Source organism: Cognatundibacterium jejuense, from assembly GCF_014284255.1.
GTDB lineage: Bacteria > Pseudomonadota > Gammaproteobacteria > Burkholderiales > Burkholderiaceae_D > Undibacterium > Undibacterium jejuense.
The window spans coordinates 125,673-143,761 of record NZ_JACOFV010000013.1; the positions used below are offsets into that span (position 1 = coordinate 125,673).

Below are 18,089 nucleotides of genomic sequence, written 5' to 3' on the forward strand. Positions count from 1 at the left end.
CATTTTTGTTAGCGCGTATATTCTGCAGTCTGGATCAAAAGCGTTTGCTCAGGGTCATTTGATCCCCTTCGCGGCGCATTTCCATGCGGTTTAAAAAGGACATACCCAATAAGGGGATGCTTAAGCCGGAGTCAAGGACGGCGGCATCGACTTGATAAAGTTCGATATCACCAATCTTGATGCTATCAAGTTTCACGCCGTAAGCGTTGACCACACCGCCAGCCGTGTTCATTCTACCGTGTGTGCCATTCGTGTAATGAATGCCCAGACGTACTGCGTCGCTAGCAGGTAAGGTGACGAGACTGGCACCGGTATCGACCATCATCCTGATACTCACGCCATTGATGCTAACGTTGGCAATAAAATGTCCTTGATCACCCGCTTGCAATACAACTTGATTGCTCTTGCCAGGGGATGTACGCGCAACGGCCTGACCCATTGCGAGCACAGAACGTTTGCCATTACTGACAATGGTGGCGGTATCGTGGTCAACGTCGACCAGCTTAGTATCGCTGCTGATTATGCTGCCGACGCTATAAGTTTTCGGTGGCGCGCCATCGACGACAAGAATCGCTTTGCCGGGAAATAAGCCAACTACCCCGACATCAGTTGCTGCTGCGTATGTGCTAAACCCCATTAAAGCCAGCGTAACAATGCGTTTCATGGCAAGCCTTTTATGGATGGGGTACAAGAAGCAGGCTGCCAGATAGGAACAACGGATTTGTCGATTTTGCAAAAAATCGACGCAGCATCTATCCAGCAGCTTTGAATATAAGACTAATTAATCACGGAAATTATTAAATTCCAGTGGCAGATCTTTGATTTCTTTACGTAATAAAGCCATTGCCGCTTGCAAATCATCGCGCTTTGCGCCTTGTACGCGCACTGCATCGCCTTGAATGCTGGCCTGGACTTTCATTTTGCTATCTTTGATTGCTTTGACAATTTTCTTTGCGTCTTCAGTTTCAATGCCGTTTTTGACTTTGATAACCTGTTTGACTTTGTCGCCGCCAATTTTTTCCACTTTGCCCATGTCGAGAAAACGCACGTCAACTTTGCGCTTACCCAGTGTCTGGGTCAGTTCGACGATAATCTGGTCTAAGTGAAAATCGGAGTCGCCAAAAACGACGATTTCGCGCTCTTTGTCCTTGAGCTCGATCTTGGCGCTGGTGCCTTTGAGGTCGAAGCGGTTGGTGATGACTTTATTCGATTGCGTTACCGCATTCTTTACTTCTTCCATGTTTGCTTCAGAGACGGTATCAAATGAGGGCATAGTGCTTCCTTGGTGAAAAAATAAATATAGCGCATTTTATCAAATGCGGGACGCTTACAAAGCCTAGCAGCTATAATTTGCGACTTATGACGACTATTAATACCCTTTCTCGCGATGTTTCTCTGCAAAAGCTCAATACTTTTGGTATTGCAGCGCAGGCAAAATTGTTTTTACCAGTGATTGAACTGGCGCAATTGCAGGCGGTGCGCAATGATCCTTCCTTGTCGCAGTTGCCACGTTTAATTCTTGGTGGTGGCAGTAATCTGGTTCTATCTGATCAGATAGATGCGTTGGTCTTGCATATGTGCCTGCAAGGTAAGAAGTTGACTTCTGATGATGCGGATTTTTATTATGTGACTGCTGCTGCGGGAGAAAATTGGCATGAATTCGTTCAGTGGACGCTGGCACAAGGGTGGCCAGGGTTAGAAAACTTGTCATTGATTCCCGGCACTGTAGGTGCTGCGCCTATCCAAAATATCGGTGCATATGGGGTCGAAATTCAGGACGTTTTTCACAGTCTGGAAGCATTTGATTTTGCTACTGGTGAAGTGGTCACTTTGGACAAAGCGGCTTGTTTGTTTTCCTATCGGGATAGCATTTTTAAGCAAAGCTTGCGTGATCGTATGGTGATATTAAATGTCACGTTTGCACTTCCAAAAATGTGGCATCCCCGACTTGCTTATGCTGATGTGATGAAATGGCTGGAGCAGGCTCAAATTCAACAAGCGAATGCATTGCAGATTAGTCAAGCAATTATTGCTATACGTCAAGCTAAGTTGCCTGATCCACAATTGATTGGTAATGCAGGCAGTTTTTTTAAGAACCCTGTCGTGTCGGCCTCAATTCGTCACGCTTTGCTCGCACAATATCCTGATCTGGTCAGCTATCTTCAGCCCTCAGGTGACTTCAAGCTCGCAGCAGGTTGGTTGATTGAACAAACTGGCTGGAAGGGGCGTAGTTTGGGCGCCGCGGGGGTCTACGAAAAGCAGGCCTTAGTGCTGGTCAATCGTGGACATGCCACTGGTGCTGAGGTAAAGCTATTGGCACAGACAGTTCAATCTGATGTTCTGAAAAAATTTGGTGTCGAGTTAGAAATCGAGCCGAATTTTTATTAAAGAGTGCTTTCCTATACCGAATAGCATGATGAATATCTTTTGGGGAAATAAATATACTCCCACCTTTAGAGCCATTTTTCAACGAATTCGCAATATTAAATATAGACCTTGAAATAATACTGATGGGGAGTATATGAGGTCATTTTTAATGGACGCAAGATATTGGTAGCGGGTTGTCCCTGCTTTATCATTGTCTATAATAGCTTTTTAATAAGCTGTGAGCCAAGTAAGGGGAGGATAAACTTTTTAAGTTTTTTGCTATGTAACAATTGACAACAAATTTGCATGTAAACGAATGTCAAAAGAACTTAATTAATCGGTAACTGATGCGATAATAAATGGGTGTTTGCGTCAAATTGCTTCTTTCTGTGCATGTCCCCAAAAATATTTTTACGATGCGCGTAAAATTTTATTATTCGTAACTACGTAGACTAGCGATAAAAGCATTAAATTGAAGTCTGCATAAAACGTCATTCATTTATCTTGATACGCAAAAAAAGAAAATTACGGGATGCGTTATTGATCAGTATTAGCGATCTGCGCGTTGGCATGTTCGTGGTCGAGTTAGATCGGCCATGGGAAAAAACATCGTTTCTGCTGCAAGGTTTTTTATTGACAGAGCTGCTTGACTGCCAGACTTTGCAAAGTATGGTACGTGAATTGACGATAGATCCAAGTCGTAGTGACCCAACTGCCTTATTGCATTTGCCATGGGACAGTGTTCACCTTCCGCCCGAAGACGATGAACCTGCGATAGAGCAGCAAACGACTGTCCGGGTTAGTTATTCAGCGCCGCCCGCGAAAATCGATGAACGCTATAGTTTAGGTGTTGTTACCAATGGCGTAAAACAAATATGGCAAGCCTTTACCGGTGTCGAGGATGCGCCTTCCGCACGCAAGAAGAGCAAGGTTTTTCAAGAAAATTCTAGCAATTCAAGGCAAAATTTTATCCAACCCGTTCCTTATTATTTGCGCTATGCCAGTGTTACTACTGCGGCGCAAGATGTGAGTATGGCTGAACGCACTGCGCAATTAGTGCCGCCATCAACCGCTTCTTTTAGCCAATTCATCGAGGAACTGTACCCGCGGGATGTGATCTACGCACCACTCGATTTCTATGAGCGAATACAAGGGTGGGTTATCAAGTGGAAAGCGGCGAAACCTTACCAAAGTACACGTGAACAAAAGCAATTTATTGCACGGAAAAAGCATCCGGAATTCATTCCTTCAACGCTAAATCTGGTGATCTATAAAGACCGGGCGCCGATGCAGGAAGAAATTAAACATGCCTCGGTAGCTGTCAGCAGAACGCAGGAATTCTTAGCGAAAATGTCCGATGACATTCATGATGGAAGGGAGCTGGAACTAGATCAGGTACGGCCCGCTGTGCAGTTGTTGACGGAGAGTGTCATTGCCAATCCGTCCGCTTTAATGTGGTTGATACGTATGCAGAGTGAGGACGTAGAAACTTATGCGCATGGCTTGAAAGTGGCTGTGTATATGATGACTTTAGGGCGACATTTAGGTTTTGCGAGACAGCAGCTTAATGAACTGGGCATGATAGGTTTGTTGATGGACGTTGGTAAGTTAAGTATGCCGGAAGAAATTTTGAAAAAACCGGCCAAGCTTGATGATGAAGAACGTTTGATTGTTTGTCAGCACGTCGCAACCAGTCTTCATAAATTACAACAAAATGGGCCACTGTCACATAACGTTTATTTGGGCATTAGTCAACATCATGAGCGTTTAGACGGTACCGGCTATCCTCAGGGTTTAAAAGCAGAGGAAATTAGTATCTATGGCCGTATGGCTGCTATCGTCGATAGTTTTGCTGCGATGACTTCGGTGCGTGCGTACGATTCGACACGTTCAGCATTTGATGCCATGAAAGAATTATTTAAACAGGCTGAGTTGGAATTGCATGCGCCGCTGGTCGAGGAGTTTGTTCAGGCGATAGGCATTTTTCCTATCGGTAGTATGATAGAGCTCTCCACAGGGGAAGCGGCAATTGTGTTGGAACACAATAAATTGCGGCGTCTGGAGCCGCAAATTCTGGTGCTCACCAATGCGGACAAAGAAGCATTGGTACATCCTTGGGTATTAAATCTGATGCACCAATCACCAGATGCCGAACCGATCCGGATCTTACGCGGTTTACCCGATGGTGCGTATGGCATCGATAGCCGCAGTTTTTACGTGGCTAAATCATGAATAACCAACTCTATGGTTCTGTTAAAGGTGATCCGCATTGCCTTAGTTCTTGCGGTGAATTCGCCGAGAAATTACAAGTAGAAATGTCGCTTGCGGCCGAAAATCAGGTACTTGGTTTGATGGTTGTGAATTTGCAGCGTAGTGACAGAATTGCAGCGCTACTCTCTGACAAGCAAGCGCGCCAATTGCAAGAAAGTTTGTGGTCGCGTTTCAAACCTATATTGCGTTCCAGGGACAGCATGGTGTTTGTGAGTCCGAATGAGTTGTGGGTAATGTTGCCAGACTTATCGGTACCCGCGCTTGCGCTACTTGCTGCGCACAGGTTGTTGGCGATACTTGAGGCACCCATTCCTGTGGATGGAGGCAATGTCTATTTTAGCCCTTGCATTGGTGTCGTATGTACGCCGATCCAGGATGCGAATGCGCTGACAATGTTGCGGATTGCTGATAACGCCCAAAAAAAGGCATTAAACGAACATCAAAAGTTCAGCTTTGCCAGCGGTAATGTTCAGACCAACTTGCTACCTGAAAACCTACCTAAATTAGTCGCTGAGGTCATTGAGGCGAATGGTTTAAACGTCGTCTATCAGCCTAAAGTTGACTTAAGTACCATGCGTATTCATTCGGTCGAAGCATTGGTGCGTTGCCCTTCCGATCATCCCGAATATATTCCAGTAAATGTTTTGATTGAAACCGTTGAACGTTGCGGTCTGGTGGAAGCACTTACATTACAGGTGATCAATATTGTCTTACGCGAATCGTCGCAATGGCAGGCCGCCGGTCTGGATGTACTCATTTGGATTAATCTATCCGCCAGGCTATTAGCGCAAGCGCATTTGACTGCGACGTTGGCGCATAAGATGAATATCTGGCTTACCCATCCATCGAGGATAGGTCTGGAACTTACTGAAAGCGCATTGATTCAGGATGTCGCTCAAACGACTGAAGTCTTATGCGAATTAAAACGCTTGGGTTTTCATTTATCGATTGACGATTTTGGTACTGGTTATTCATCGTTTGCGTATTTACGCCGTTTTCCTATTGATGAATTAAAAATCGATAAATTGTTTGTACAAGGGATGATCGAGTCTCTGCAAGACCGACAAATTGTGAAGAGCATTATTGATCTCGCACATAATTTTGGCTTACCTGTCGTCGCTGAAGGTGTCGAAGACGAGAAAACGTTGAATTTGCTCAAAGACATGGGGTGCGAACAGATTCAGGGGTTTTATTTTGCCAAGCCTATGCCCGCCGAACAATTGTTAATATGGTGCGCAGAATTTCATCGGATACATACTGCATAATTTGCTATTGCTATTGCTATTGCTATTGCTAGCGGCAGTGCAGATTCTTTATTTGTAATTCGAGTTGTTGTTTTTGCTGGCGAACGATAGCCGTTGTGGTACCAGTTGTATCGTTGAGTTTTACGCTGTTTATCCCTGCTACAAAGTCGATGAGCTGTTTGCAGACAGCATCGGTTGAAGAGATGTTTTTTTCAGCATGACTTGCACTGTTTGCTTTGGCATCCGGTGTCGGTGCATTGGCAGTTTTTCCAGCATCTTTTTCTTTTGCGCTCATGCATTCTTTTTCTATCGCCGCTCTGACGTCAGAGGCGTTTCCTTGTTGTGCATAAATATCTTTGATGAGTTGTTTGCGGTAGTCTCCCTCAGCATCGACTAATAACCGGTCTTGTGTTGCGCCAGCGCCTCGCATCCAGATAATTCTCTTAGCGTCCTCACCTCGCTGTTTGCACTGTGCATCAATTTCGGGCTTGTCTGCATTTTCTTTGGTAGGCGTCTTATTTGCAATCGGCGCTTTTTGTTCTTTGTCGGAATTGCCACAAGGTTTGTCTTGATACGAGCTGCCGCAATGATAGACAGTTTTTGCATACGTGGATTGTGTCAGGACGAGCGCGCAAAGCAAACCAACGAAGGGTAAGACAAGCAGTGCCGGTATACTGGCAGGTGAACTCGACATGCGCTCCTCTTGAATCCATCTAACAACGTGGACGAAATGAGAGGGGCATCAATATTTCAGGCGCATCTCACTTTATCGACAGCGATATTTTTATATATCGGCAAAGGGATAATTAGTTTACTGCAATAGCATTCACTATAGTTGTGAAATATTAATTATGTTGTGATTGATTACTTGTGATTGATTACTTGTGATTGAGTGCCAGGTATGACTTACCAGAACCTGACAATTGTCAGACGGGTCAGTAAAAACGACCGGTCTGACATTTTTCGGGTGTGTTTGACTCGGTTTAGGGATTGGCTTTTGTTTCTGCCGCTTCCCATTTTTCCAAAGCTTCTAGTAATAAGCCGTCTATCTCTTCAAAGCGTGCATTGAGTTTATTTGCTGCTTCCGGCCCGTTTTTATACAGGTCAGCATCAGCTAATTTCTCTGTGATCTCTTTTTGTTCAGCCTCTAATTGTGCAATAAGTTTTGGTAATTCGTCTAACTCTCGTTGCTCTTTATAACTGAGCTTTTTCGCCTTTGCGGCTGGTGCAGCGGACGCAGAAGAGGTGTTAGATGAGTTAGTCTTGGCCTCAGTTTTTGGTGTCGATTTCGAAGAGGTGACCGTATTGCGATAACGTTCCCAATCGCTGTAGCCACCGATAAATTCACGCCATTGACCTTCACCTTCAGCAACGATGACTTGCGTCACTACGTTATCGAGGAAGGTACGGTCATGGCTGACCAAAAACACGGTACCTGTGTATTCTTCTAGCAATTCTTCGAGCAATTCCAGCGTATCGATATCCAGATCGTTGGTCGGTTCATCGAGCACCAGCACATTGGCAGGTTTAGCGAATAAACGCGCCAATAGCAAGCGATTGCGCTCTCCACCTGATAATGATTTGACTGGTGAGCGAGCACGTTCGGGTGCGAATAGGAAATCGCCGAGATAGGACATCACATGTTTGCGCTGACCATTGACTTCGACCCAGTCACTACCTGGTGCGATTGTCTCGGCGAGACTGGCTTCTTCATTGAGTTGCGCGCGCATCTGATCGAAGTACGCGATTTGCAATTTGCTACCTTGTTTAATCGTGCCGCTATCTGGTTGATCTTCACCTAAAATCATTTTTAGTAAAGTCGTTTTACCAGCACCGTTTTGACCAATCAAACCAACTTTGTCGCCACGCAAAATAATGCTGGAGAAATCGCGCACGATGATTTTCTCGCCAAAGTTTTTGCTGATATTTTCCATCTCAGCTACGATTTTTCCTGAGCGTTCACCCGACGACACGTCGAGTTTTACCTGACCTTGTTGTTCGCGACGGGCGCTGCGCTGAACGCGTAATTGTTCAAGACGCTTAACCCGACCTTCATCACGTACACGACGAGCTTTCACGCCTTTGCGTATCCAGATTTCTTCCTGAGCCAGGAATTTGTCGAACTTGGCATTTTCTACTTCTTCAACTTCCAACTGTTCTTCTTTACGCGTTTGGTAGGTCGTAAAATTGCCGGGGAATGAGGTTAATTTACCGCGATCGAGTTCAATAATGCGTGTTGCCACGTTATCAAGGAAGCTACGATCATGGGTAATAAACAACACACTGCCTTTGAAGTCTTTTAACAGACCTTCCAGCCATTGTATCGATGAAAAATCCAGATGATTGGTTGGTTCATCAAGCAACAACACGTCTGGACCACTTACCAAGGCGCATGCCAGTGCTACGCGTTTTTTCATACCACCAGATAAGGTGCCCATGATGGCGTCTTTGGCTAAGTTCAGTTTATCGAGTGTGGTTTCAACCTTATTATTTAAGCTCCACGCATCAGCGGCGTCCAGTTTGACCTGAATATCATGCATGCGCTCCATCAATGCATCGTCATTGTCACCGCCAAATTGACCTGTCAATTCTTCATATTCTTGCAAGAGCCCAGGCAATTCGCCCAGACCTGAAGCGACGGCATCAAATACCGATAAATCTTGTGAGAATTGCGGTTCCTGTTCGACATAGGCGATTTTGATCCCTTGTTGCATGACAAGCAAACCGTCATCAATTTTGGATGTCCGTGCGATGATTTTCAGTAAAGAAGATTTACCTGTACCGTTACGGCCGATCAAACCGACACGTTCGCCGGCTTCAATGGAAAACTCTGCATGATCGAGCAGGGCAACGTGACCGAATGCCAATTGGGCATCGCTTAATGAGATAACTGCCATAAATACCTGTGAGGTCAGCGGCGAAAAAGGCCGGACTAAATTGGAGAAAACCCGTATTGTACGCGAGACCGGCGTGCATTCCACGTCTGCCTGTGGAGGAAGTGCAGATAAACTATCGTCTATGGCTTAAATTGACGGGGCAGCAGGTATTTGCCTGCTGATGCCCCGAAAAGCTGATTATTTATACTTCCTTTCTATCGCTGCACTGGTACCGTCTTTTTCCATATTCTTCAAAATTTGATTCCACTTGTCGATCTTTTCTTGTGGTAAGCCTAAATTACATGCCAAATACATATCAGCTTGATTGAAAGTAAATAGTGGAACGATCAGTTTGGTCAAGCCTTGTTGCTTGAGAATGTTAATACCTAGTAACTCACCGCTAGCCCAGAAATCAAAACGTCCAGCCAGCAATTTGCGTGGATTATCTGCATCGGCATTGGCTAGGTCGGTTTCGAAACCTTTTAAAGAAAAAAATTCTGCTACCGCATCATTTCTGTATCCACCGATGACATAGGTACGTAAGTCTTCTAGGGTTTTCGGGTGTCGGGTGTCATCCACGCGGGCGAAGATGGTCCAATTATTTCTGACTAAGGGACCTACCCATTTATACAGATTCTCGCGTCCAGGAGTGCGCGACGTTGAAAATACACAAGTCTCTGGATTGTTTTGCGCCATTTGTACTGCGCGAGACCATGGGTAAGCAGCAATGGTATATTTTTCATCGGAACGCTTCATCAGTTCCTGCACTTTTTCTGTGGACATCCCGGTAACTTCGCCCGTTTTTGGATTGACAATATTAAACGGTGGGTAATCTTCAGTGACCAAATTTTCGGCTTTGAGTAGATTCGGTTGAGTTGTCAGCATGTAAGCAAGACCAAAGATGTAGAACGATGAACGTAATACTTTCATATTGCCTCCTACGGTAAAAAGCTGAGAATAAGGCTTTACAACAAGGCTTTACAACAAGGCTTTACTTTGATTATCTGACTAACATTCTGCAGAAGTGAAGTCAAAAGGCAGCGATAATTTTTTTGAATGTCGGTGTCGCTACTCGTTGTTTCTTCGTATTTATTTCTTGGCAGAATAATTGGTAGGTCGTGAACCTGAGAAACACATCCGATGTTTTACAGAATAGGATATTTGTATTTTTTCGCAATGAACTTTAAGCGACTTTGTTGATGGCTTATTTTACGAATGTAATCATGCCTGTAGTTCTGCCTCTAGTTCTGTCTGTAGTTGTGTCTTTGGTAATGCACTTGCTAGCGGTAATGAAGAAGCATTTCAGACGCTATGGAAATACTTTTTACATCAAAGCAAGGTCGGATTTTTTTTGAGAAGTATTTTCTTCAGTTACGGGATGTTGATCCAGAGGCTCAGTGACTGAGTAACGATCAAATAAATCGGCTCTAAAAGCTTGATTTGATTGTTCCGCTTCGCTCAGGTAATATGGCGGGCTTGTTGAACATGGCTGGACGCTTGTTCACACCGTGTCTCGCCGTAGTTCAATGGATAGAACGTATGCCTCCTAAGCGAACTATCCTACCCTTGAGAAAATAAAAAACTCAATAAATTCAATCGCTTAAGTCCTTTCTAGTCCCTTTGTTTCCTCTAATTTCGTGTCCCAGATTGTCCCAAATTTGTCCCAATAAAATTTTCTTTATTTTGGTCGGGCGAACGAAATTCGCCAATACATATGGTTGGCGATTAAAATAGCAAGTATTAATAATGGAGTTTGTTGCGGGCGTATGTCTGAGTATGAAATGGTATCGCCAGCAGGAATCGAACCTGCATCTATCCCTTAGGAGGGGATTGCACTATCCATTGTGCGATGGCGACCTCAAGCCCGCTATTATAACCTTTTTAGTAGATTTTTAAGTGAGTAAGAATGGAAATTCAGAACCAACTAATTGAACATCTCAAAGGCAAAACCAATGGCAAGCTTGTGATGACCCCCAAGCAGTTGGCAGAAGAAATTCCAATCTCACCAAAACAGCAAAGCAAACTTAGGGAAGAGAATAAATTTCCCATTCCGCACCAAAATATTGGGCGCAGTGTTTACTATTCTATTTTCCATATTGCTGATTTTTTGTTGACTGGCTCGGTGCATCAAAGCGCAGAACCAGAGGATAAACCCAAAAAAGAAAAATCAACGCCAGAGAAGATAAGCCATCCTTCCTCCAGTGTGAATTTATCGCACTTATTTTTGCTCAGAGCATTTGCTGGAAATCTCTTCGCACAGGCGGAAGAAATTACAAATCTTGCGGAAAATATTTTGAAGTACCAAAAATCTGCTGAAATGGTTGAGCAGTTTAGTGAGAAATTTAAGCCTAAAGGCGATACCAAAAGCCTTGAAGAAAACGATGGGAAAATCTGAGTTAAAACAGTGACGATAGATAAATTGGAATGACTGCAATTTAAATAGACAGCATGGTCTCAATAACCTCGGTAGGCGTCGATGTTACATAAAGTGATTAACTTATTCAACCTCTGTAATCAGCTTGAGAGATCAACTCCACAAAATATTCAATGAAGTACAACGACTGAGAACTCAAAAAACATGGCGAAGACGTTGGACCAAAAGATACTTGATTGCGCCGTAGAGCAATGGAGTAAGACGCATGCTGGGATCACTAGTATTGACATAGCTAAACGTATCGGAGCATCCAATGGCAAAGTCATGGAAGCGATGATTGACTTAGAGGTTGCAGGTAAATGCCGCTTAAACAAAAATGCAGAACTCTTCACTATGAGCATTGGTAAAGGAAGAATGAGGATTGCAAAGAAAGCGACGATTGCCCATGTCATTTTCCCCACCCCCGAAATTCTGACTGATTATTTCTACAGCTCAGACTTAGCACGGCAAGGATTACCCGTATATGTTGAACGACTCCACAAGGGATCACATCAATATGCAATGGTGTACTTCTCTGAAGAAGTGCTTGCAAAATACCTTGATAGGCCAGAGTTCTATGATGTTGAAGATTCTCTCTCAGGTGGCTCGATTCGTTCCAACACTGCTAATGAGGCAACACATATTTATGTAAGGCATGGGCGGCAACAGCTCGCAAATGGAAGAAGTGCTGTCTTAGTCCCATACAAAGATCTCGCTAGCCTTGATGAAGCACAGCAGCGTTATTGGCATGGATTTGAAATCTCTAGTCCTGAGGTTGCTAGCCTTGACCAGAACTATTCCAAGTTCATGCAAAGAACTTTTGAAGGTGCTTTTGTAGATTATGAAAATCCGTTGGAAAACTTTGTAGAAGCCGTGAAATATGTTAATAGCAGTTTGGATAAACTTGTCTTGTTCAAACACACGGACAATCCGCACTTGAGGATTCCTTTCGAGAACACGGAGAAAGCGTTTTTCGATGCGTGTAGCGAGCTCTTCAAAATTATTGGTACCGATAGCTTGGTCGCATCCACTATCAAAAAGATTTTGGTAGAAGACTTTAGCACCAAGGAAGATGAGTTCACTCATAAGTCTAAAAGAGCTTTAAGTACGTTCCAGCAGCTACAGCTACTCGAAACAAAAGCTGGGATCGAGCCGAAGGCTACGATCATCATTGATGAAGTGAAGGGATACCGTATAAGGGCTGACCACGCGATTGTGAAGCCTCTAACTTCATCAATTAATTTTGTTGATAAGTTCCATACCTTGTGCGATGACATCGCATATGCGCTGATGTTCTTTGCTATAAAATTGGAGGCGGCAAGAGCAAAGGAATAACTCTGAACGGTAGTCCGTAGAGAGAGGCGATGTTTATTTTTTCGGACGAGAGAGATAGTTGGATTGCCATGTCCTTATATGAATTAACCCGCCATATGAAACATTTCTGAAACGAATTCAGCAACTGGCTTTCCGAAATTTTCTTCCATTGGGGCACCTAAAATTCCAAACATCAAGTATTCCGCACAGTTAGTCGCGATAATATCGTTCTGCAAAATGGTAACGTTCCACAGTGCGATAATTGCAAGCATAGTCCGTGACGATAAATTCTGTATTTTAATACTCTCACCTATTGCATTTGCAGTCGGTTCGGCAAGCAGTTTTTCAAAATCATAGTGTGGGCGACACCAAGCTTGCTGAAAATCTATTTCAGCAATGTGCTGAAATAATGTGTGGCATTTTTCGGTAAGAGTTTGCCCTGACCTATAGAGCTGTGCATCCGCAAGCAAGCTAGATACCACCCTTTTACAAACACCTTCATTTTTGTCTAGTACAAGAAACAGGGGAAACCGCTCTGACCCTGAACGGTATATTTTTGCTGTGCCAGGCAATATTTTATCTACCTCGCTAATGAGTTCTGGTCGTGGCTTTGAAGAACAAGCACTATACCGATACCACTTGTTTGAATCGCCTTCCAACCCTTTTTGATACAGCCAATACAACGTTTGCTCAAGGGATACCTGTTGGCTCCTTTCTATTACGGACGCTAACCAAAGCTGGTTCTTTAATTTCGGTAATCCCGTCAATTTCTTGTCAGTTTTTTTAATGGTGTTCATTTTTGATTGCGATAAAGAAAGAGGGTAGTTTTCTACGATAGTAATTATTGTGATTTTACCAAGCCTTGTTTTGCCAGAACGATCAATATTCCTACATGCGCAAAATTTATATAATTTCCCCCACAAACACAACTTATATAAAGGAAAGAATATGAACACCGAAAATAACGACGACTTTGATGTTGGTTTCTGGCTTAGCGCATTTGAATTGATTGAAACCAGCAGGTTGACCGAAGACGAATGGAATGATTATATCGATACCGTAACCGAATACGAATTCACGAAAAATGGCTGCCCATCCTGCAAATACGACTGTGAAGAAGATTTTTGGGAGTTAAGGAAATATGTGATTGGCTATTGGGATATGGGTGAATTCAACGAGACGATTTCTAGTGGCTTTACCGAGGAATTAGCCATTGAGTGGTTTCTGGAAAATTACCAGCCTAAGAGTTGTTATGCACCTTATATCGCCCGTTGTGAAACATTTTACGAATTGGAACAACGCATTAAATCAGGTGATACCGATTTTCCCTATGACGGACAAACAGATCGTTTTGAAAATTTCAGTAATAAGTATTACGAAGCACTGTACAACTGATTGAGTAGCAAATTCAGCGATTGAAAATAAATCGCATAACACCGAAGTTTTGTAGCACAAGGAGAAGTAAAAAACATTTAAACGAAAGGAACCACCATGCAAGAGATTCAAGAATCGATAAAAAATAGGCAGGTCTTAATGGTTTGTTACAAGGGACTACCAAGAATCATTGAAGCCCATATTGTTGGCGCAAATTCAGCAGGACAAGAATATGTGCGCGGCTTTCAAGTGGGTGGAACAAGTTGTACAGAAGAAGTCGGCTGGAAGCTATTGGATATGAAAAAAATCCAAGCAGTCAGTGTGATACATGACCAGCACTTTGCTAAACCAAGGCAAGGCTATGTCAAGAACGACCCAGTAATCACCACCATTTATTCCCAGGTGTAAAACAGCATAGAAAAAATTAGCCCACGATAAGCAGCACTGACAGTGGGTTAGTCGGTAATACAAAGCGGTAAAAAATACATCGACAAAGTTTCCAAAAAATAGAGCGAGCTTGCCGGGAGTAGCGGCAATCCGAAATCACCGGTCACTACCTGAGATTAGGAAAAAAGAAAAAAAGTAGCAGTAAAAACAATCCACTATTTTTAGAGAGAAACATTATGTCAACCAAACAAAAAAAGCACCCAGTAATTTCTGCCGTTTCAGGCATTCAAACGATCTTAGACATTGCCGATGTTGCTGGCATTGCTTTGGACAAAAAGCTCTCTCAAGACAGCCTTGCACTTTGGGTGAATTTGACTGACGGTCTCTATGACATTATGGACGGTGAAGCAATGGGCATTATGTTCGCTTTGATTATTGATATTGCCCACAAAGGCTATTCTGTCACTGACCTTAAAACCATTCAGCTCAATCAATTGGGCAACGACTTTTCTTTGAAGTTACTTTTCAAAGACGAAACCAGCGGCACCGCGACTTTTCACTAATCGCGATTCAATTCCAATTACAGCGACGTACCTATGTGTAGAGTCCTGTTGCAGCGGGGTTCACGGTGACACAACGGTTCAGGTCTGCGGGTGTAGGCTTTGAAGTTCCACCGTATCCATGGAAAACAAAAACTCAAAATTATGGAAAAATCATGAACACGACAGATAACTTAAATGAAGAATCCTTTGACCCATTTTTTGGTGCTCCAGTCACTGTGAGTGTGGCTGCAAATAAAAATGAGAATATGAAATCTGATGACAATGAGGGCGGTATTGCAAACGAAATTGCATTACTTCGTGACTTGCAGGAGTTCCGTAAAAAATATGCAATTATTAATCGCACAGGAAAAACATATATCTGCTGGGAAGACACTTATTTGCAAAGTCTTGAGTTTCAAAATATTGTGGACTTTCATAATTTCAATGCCCACCATTATCATTTCGTCCCACAGGGAAAAGCTAAGTCAGGTAAGTCTCGTGAGGATAAAAAAGTGCTTGTAACTCAAGCATTTCTCGAAGACAAGCAGGCGACTCGTTATGAAGGCATTGTCTTTGACCCTTCAGAAACTTGTGGAAAGAAATATTGGAATTTATGGCGAGGATTTAAAGTTCAACCAAAGCAAGGCGACATTTCACTTTTCTTGGATTTGATCGCCGCGTTGTGTAACGACGACGAGACCTGTATCACCTACTTATTGAACTACTTGGCACACATGGTCCAAAAACCAGCCGAGCTACCAGAAGTTGCAATCGTGATGCGCGGAACCCAAGGTATCGGTAAAGGTTCGCTCATGAAGACGATTGGCGAATTTACAGACAACTATAAACATTTATCTTCTACCAACAGCTTAACGGGTACATTTAATGGGCATCTATTGAATGCTTTCGTTATCTTTGCGGACGAAGCGGTTTGGGGTGGCGACAAATCTGCTGAAGGACGATTGAAAGCCATGATCACCGAGGGCACGAATACAATCAATGACAAAGGACGACCTGAAATTCAAGTCCGTAATTATTCCCGTATTTTTGTCGCTTCCAATGAAGAATGGTGTGTACCAGTGGGTGAAGAAGATCGTCGTTTCTTTGTAGTTGATGGTAGCCCTCGTTATAAGGGAAAAACCAAGCCAGGTGAGTTCTTTCATCAATACAATGAGTGGATTAAAAACGGAGGTCGTGAAGCAATTTTCCATGCACTTAAAACTCGTGATATTTCTAGCTTTGCACCACGAGATTTTCCTAACACCAAAGCACGAATGAATTTAATGATTCGTAGCTTGCCATTGCCAGAGCGATTTATCTATGAAGTCTTGAATGGTTCAGCCATGGTAGAGAATAAAACGATTGTGAAGGCTCCTGATAGCACCCAGAGCCGTTGTTATCGTAATGCTTTCTATGCCGACTGCCTAGAGTGGTGCAAAAGCCTTGGTTTCCGTTTTATGCCCAGTGCCGACGAAATGGGTAAAGCCATGAGCAAGGTATTTGCCTTCGACCAGGACAACCCAAATTGGCGATCCAACTGGAAGAGTAAAACTCAGGGCTATTTTTATCAGTTGCCAAGCCGAGCTGAATGCATGAAACGATTTGCACGACATATTTGCAATGCCGAGCCAACGATGGTTTTCTTTGACTATGAAGATGAGAGTGCATTGAAGTCCAACGACGACAAATCCAATATCGTCAATTTCCAGAAGCAAGCCTGATTAATTTGAGCTGCAATGAACGAAGAGCCGCAAGGCTCTTTTGCATTTCTGGGGTAGTCATGTCCAATCATGCCAAATGCGCAGAACCGGGAAAGCCAATGCCAGTAACACTTTTATTGTGAAATCTATGCTGGTATTGATTCTCCTGCGAGTAGAACCGTAAGAGTCAACATTCATCAGTGTTTCAGACAAAAAAGCAGGTTCTGCGCGAACGACACAAGTTAGGTACAGATAAAAAGCGCAGTAAGCTTTCTGCTCTTCTTCTTTATATCAATATTTTGAGTAGAACCGCAGAACCTATGGAAAGAGCTATGTGTGTCAACGCTTTCCCGGTTCTACGCGAGTTTTTGGAAGAGCAGAATCGAGCAGAACCAATAGAAATTAAAATTAACTTTATCGAAGTGATGTGAAGGATTTTAAATTTCCACTGACAAAGCGTGTCATGCAGGTTAAAGTTCAATTAAGAACTCACGACAACATCTGCAAAAAAAGTTAAATAAAAATGGAAGAAAAAATTCAATACGGTTTGAAACGGTTGGTCATTGCCTCGTCAACATTCCTCCCGATTTCGGTAGAGACATACCAGGAAATCGCCAAAGCTAAGATGGTTCTTCGCGAGGCACTTTATTTGGAGCAGAAATTCGACTTCATTGTAGAGAACTATATTGAATTTGAGGAAGCTCTGCTCAAATCAAGTTTTCGTGACATGGTTTTGGGTGGCCAAAATCACCAGTGGTTTCAAGTCACTCGAGCGACTTTTGATCGGCGAATAATGAATTTTCTGACGACTGCAATAGCGTATACCGACTCTGCAAAGCAACACCTGAATAATATTTTTTTGCGAGACAAGAGTAAAGTTGAATCAGCGGTAGCCTCATTTTCAACAGAATACGACGCACGAATAGGTTATCGGACAATGTGTAAGTTGCGAAATTTCGTGCAGCATCAAGGGCTCCCCGTGCACGGCACGACTTATCACTCTCAATGGATTGAGCAAGACACGCAAAAAAAGGGGCTCAATCGCAACACAGTTGATCCATACCTGCGCCCAGATGAATTACGCACTGGTGATTTTAATAAGACAGTTTTGAAGGAATTAGAAGCACTTGGAGAAAAAATCGATCTGAAATTTTTAATTCGTGATTATTTGGAGGGTTTGTCGAAAGCACATACAACAGTTCGACAAAGCATAAGTGGTCACATAAATTTCTCTAATCAAGTTCTCGAGGATTCAATAAAAAATTTCCAGGCTACATTCCCAAGCGAGGGGTCAATAATCGGTTTAGCGGCGGTCAAATGTGTCGATAACAAATTTTACGAAAACGATCTCGCAATTCTTCGAGAACCTAATGAATATCGCGCATATTTGGAGACAAAAAACCCTCTGACGGCAAACTTGACTAGGAGATACGTTTCGAGTGAAGTGATTCAAAAGTAAGTCAACTATTGTCCCTTGTAGCTCCACACGTCGCATCGGCAATGTCGTAGCGGCACACGTCGGCCACCTTCGCGCCGGCCTCGGCCTCCTTTGAGGGCGCCAATGATCTGTTCTTCGGTAAATCGCTTTTTCATGCCTGCCT

Annotated in this window: 16 protein-coding genes and 1 tRNA gene; 10 read left to right on the top strand and 7 right to left on the bottom strand. The window is 43.3% G+C overall.

Annotated features, from left to right (window positions below; all coding sequences use genetic code 11):
- Positions 1–34: 34 nt before the first annotated feature.
- The gene (locus H8K32_RS14385) at positions 35–664 is read right to left on the bottom strand and encodes a retropepsin-like aspartic protease family protein (RefSeq protein WP_246447367.1); all 630 of its coding nucleotides are present in this window, start codon (positions 662–664) and stop codon (positions 35–37) included.
- 117 nt (positions 665–781) lie between these two features.
- The gene (locus H8K32_RS14390) at positions 782–1,273 is read right to left on the bottom strand and encodes a YajQ family cyclic di-GMP-binding protein (protein WP_186913230.1); all 492 of its coding nucleotides are present in this window, start codon (positions 1,271–1,273) and stop codon (positions 782–784) included.
- Positions 1,274–1,359: 86 nt separating this feature from the next.
- On the opposite strand from H8K32_RS14390, the gene murB reads away from it, so the two are divergent.
- From murB to H8K32_RS14405, 3 genes are all read left to right on the top strand, one after another.
- Complete coding sequence (gene murB, locus H8K32_RS14395; protein ID WP_186913231.1) at positions 1,360–2,388, top strand: UDP-N-acetylmuramate dehydrogenase; 1,029 nt, start codon at positions 1,360–1,362, stop codon at positions 2,386–2,388.
- 519 nt (positions 2,389–2,907) lie between these two features.
- A complete protein-coding gene (locus tag H8K32_RS14400) occupies positions 2,908–4,599 on the top strand; it encodes an HD-GYP domain-containing protein (protein ID WP_222613121.1) in 1,692 nt (563 codons plus the stop codon).
- Positions 4,596–5,903, top strand: a complete 1,308-nt coding sequence (locus H8K32_RS14405) for a putative bifunctional diguanylate cyclase/phosphodiesterase (protein ID WP_186913233.1) — start codon at positions 4,596–4,598, stop codon at positions 5,901–5,903. The genes H8K32_RS14400 and H8K32_RS14405 overlap by 4 nt, the downstream gene beginning before the upstream one ends.
- Before the next feature lie 28 nt (positions 5,904–5,931).
- On the opposite strand, the gene H8K32_RS14410 is transcribed toward H8K32_RS14405, so the two are convergent.
- The 4 genes from H8K32_RS14410 to H8K32_RS14425 form a co-directional block, all read right to left on the bottom strand.
- Positions 5,932–6,576 (bottom strand): hypothetical protein, encoded by a 645-nt coding sequence (locus H8K32_RS14410; RefSeq protein ID WP_186913234.1) that lies wholly within the window; start codon positions 6,574–6,576, stop codon positions 5,932–5,934.
- Positions 6,577–6,865: 289 nt separating this feature from the next.
- On the bottom strand, positions 6,866–8,779 hold the full coding sequence (locus H8K32_RS14415; protein ID WP_186913235.1) for an ATP-binding cassette domain-containing protein: 1,914 nt from the start codon (positions 8,777–8,779) through the stop codon (positions 6,866–6,868).
- Between the two features lie 177 nt (positions 8,780–8,956).
- Entirely contained in the window at positions 8,957–9,688 is a 732-nt protein-coding gene (locus H8K32_RS14420) for a substrate-binding periplasmic protein (protein WP_186913236.1), read from the bottom strand.
- Between the two features lie 852 nt (positions 9,689–10,540).
- Positions 10,541–10,615 (bottom strand) — tRNA-Arg (locus H8K32_RS14425).
- Positions 10,616–10,664: 49 nt separating this feature from the next.
- Here H8K32_RS14425 and H8K32_RS14430 point away from each other — a divergent pair.
- Positions 10,665–11,153, top strand: a complete 489-nt coding sequence (locus H8K32_RS14430) for a hypothetical protein (protein WP_186913237.1) — start codon at positions 10,665–10,667, stop codon at positions 11,151–11,153.
- A gap of 195 nt (positions 11,154–11,348) precedes the next feature.
- Positions 11,349–12,506 (top strand): hypothetical protein, encoded by a 1,158-nt coding sequence (locus H8K32_RS14435; RefSeq protein WP_222613122.1) that lies wholly within the window; start codon positions 11,349–11,351, stop codon positions 12,504–12,506.
- Positions 12,507–12,589: 83 nt separating this feature from the next.
- On the opposite strand, the gene H8K32_RS14440 is transcribed toward H8K32_RS14435, so the two are convergent.
- A complete protein-coding gene (locus H8K32_RS14440) occupies positions 12,590–13,282 on the bottom strand; it encodes a hypothetical protein (protein ID WP_186913239.1) in 693 nt (230 codons plus the stop codon).
- Between the two features lie 151 nt (positions 13,283–13,433).
- Here H8K32_RS14440 and H8K32_RS14445 point away from each other — a divergent pair, with 151 nt between their 5' ends.
- From H8K32_RS14445 to H8K32_RS14465, 5 genes are all read left to right on the top strand, one after another.
- On the top strand, positions 13,434–13,880 hold the full coding sequence (locus H8K32_RS14445; protein ID WP_186913240.1) for a hypothetical protein: 447 nt from the start codon (positions 13,434–13,436) through the stop codon (positions 13,878–13,880).
- 96 nt (positions 13,881–13,976) lie between these two features.
- A complete protein-coding gene (locus tag H8K32_RS14450) occupies positions 13,977–14,267 on the top strand; it encodes a hypothetical protein (protein WP_186913241.1) in 291 nt (96 codons plus the stop codon).
- 215 nt (positions 14,268–14,482) lie between these two features.
- Positions 14,483–14,809 (top strand): hypothetical protein, encoded by a 327-nt coding sequence (locus H8K32_RS14455; RefSeq protein WP_186913242.1) that lies wholly within the window; start codon positions 14,483–14,485, stop codon positions 14,807–14,809.
- A gap of 152 nt (positions 14,810–14,961) precedes the next feature.
- Positions 14,962–16,509 carry a primase-helicase family protein gene (locus H8K32_RS14460; protein ID WP_186913243.1) on the top strand — a complete coding sequence of 516 codons (1,548 nt, stop codon included), beginning with the start codon at positions 14,962–14,964 and terminating at the stop codon, positions 16,507–16,509.
- Between the two features lie 502 nt (positions 16,510–17,011).
- Complete coding sequence (locus tag H8K32_RS14465; RefSeq protein ID WP_186913244.1) at positions 17,012–17,947, top strand: hypothetical protein; 936 nt, start codon at positions 17,012–17,014, stop codon at positions 17,945–17,947.
- The last annotated feature ends 142 nt before the right edge of the window (positions 17,948–18,089 follow it).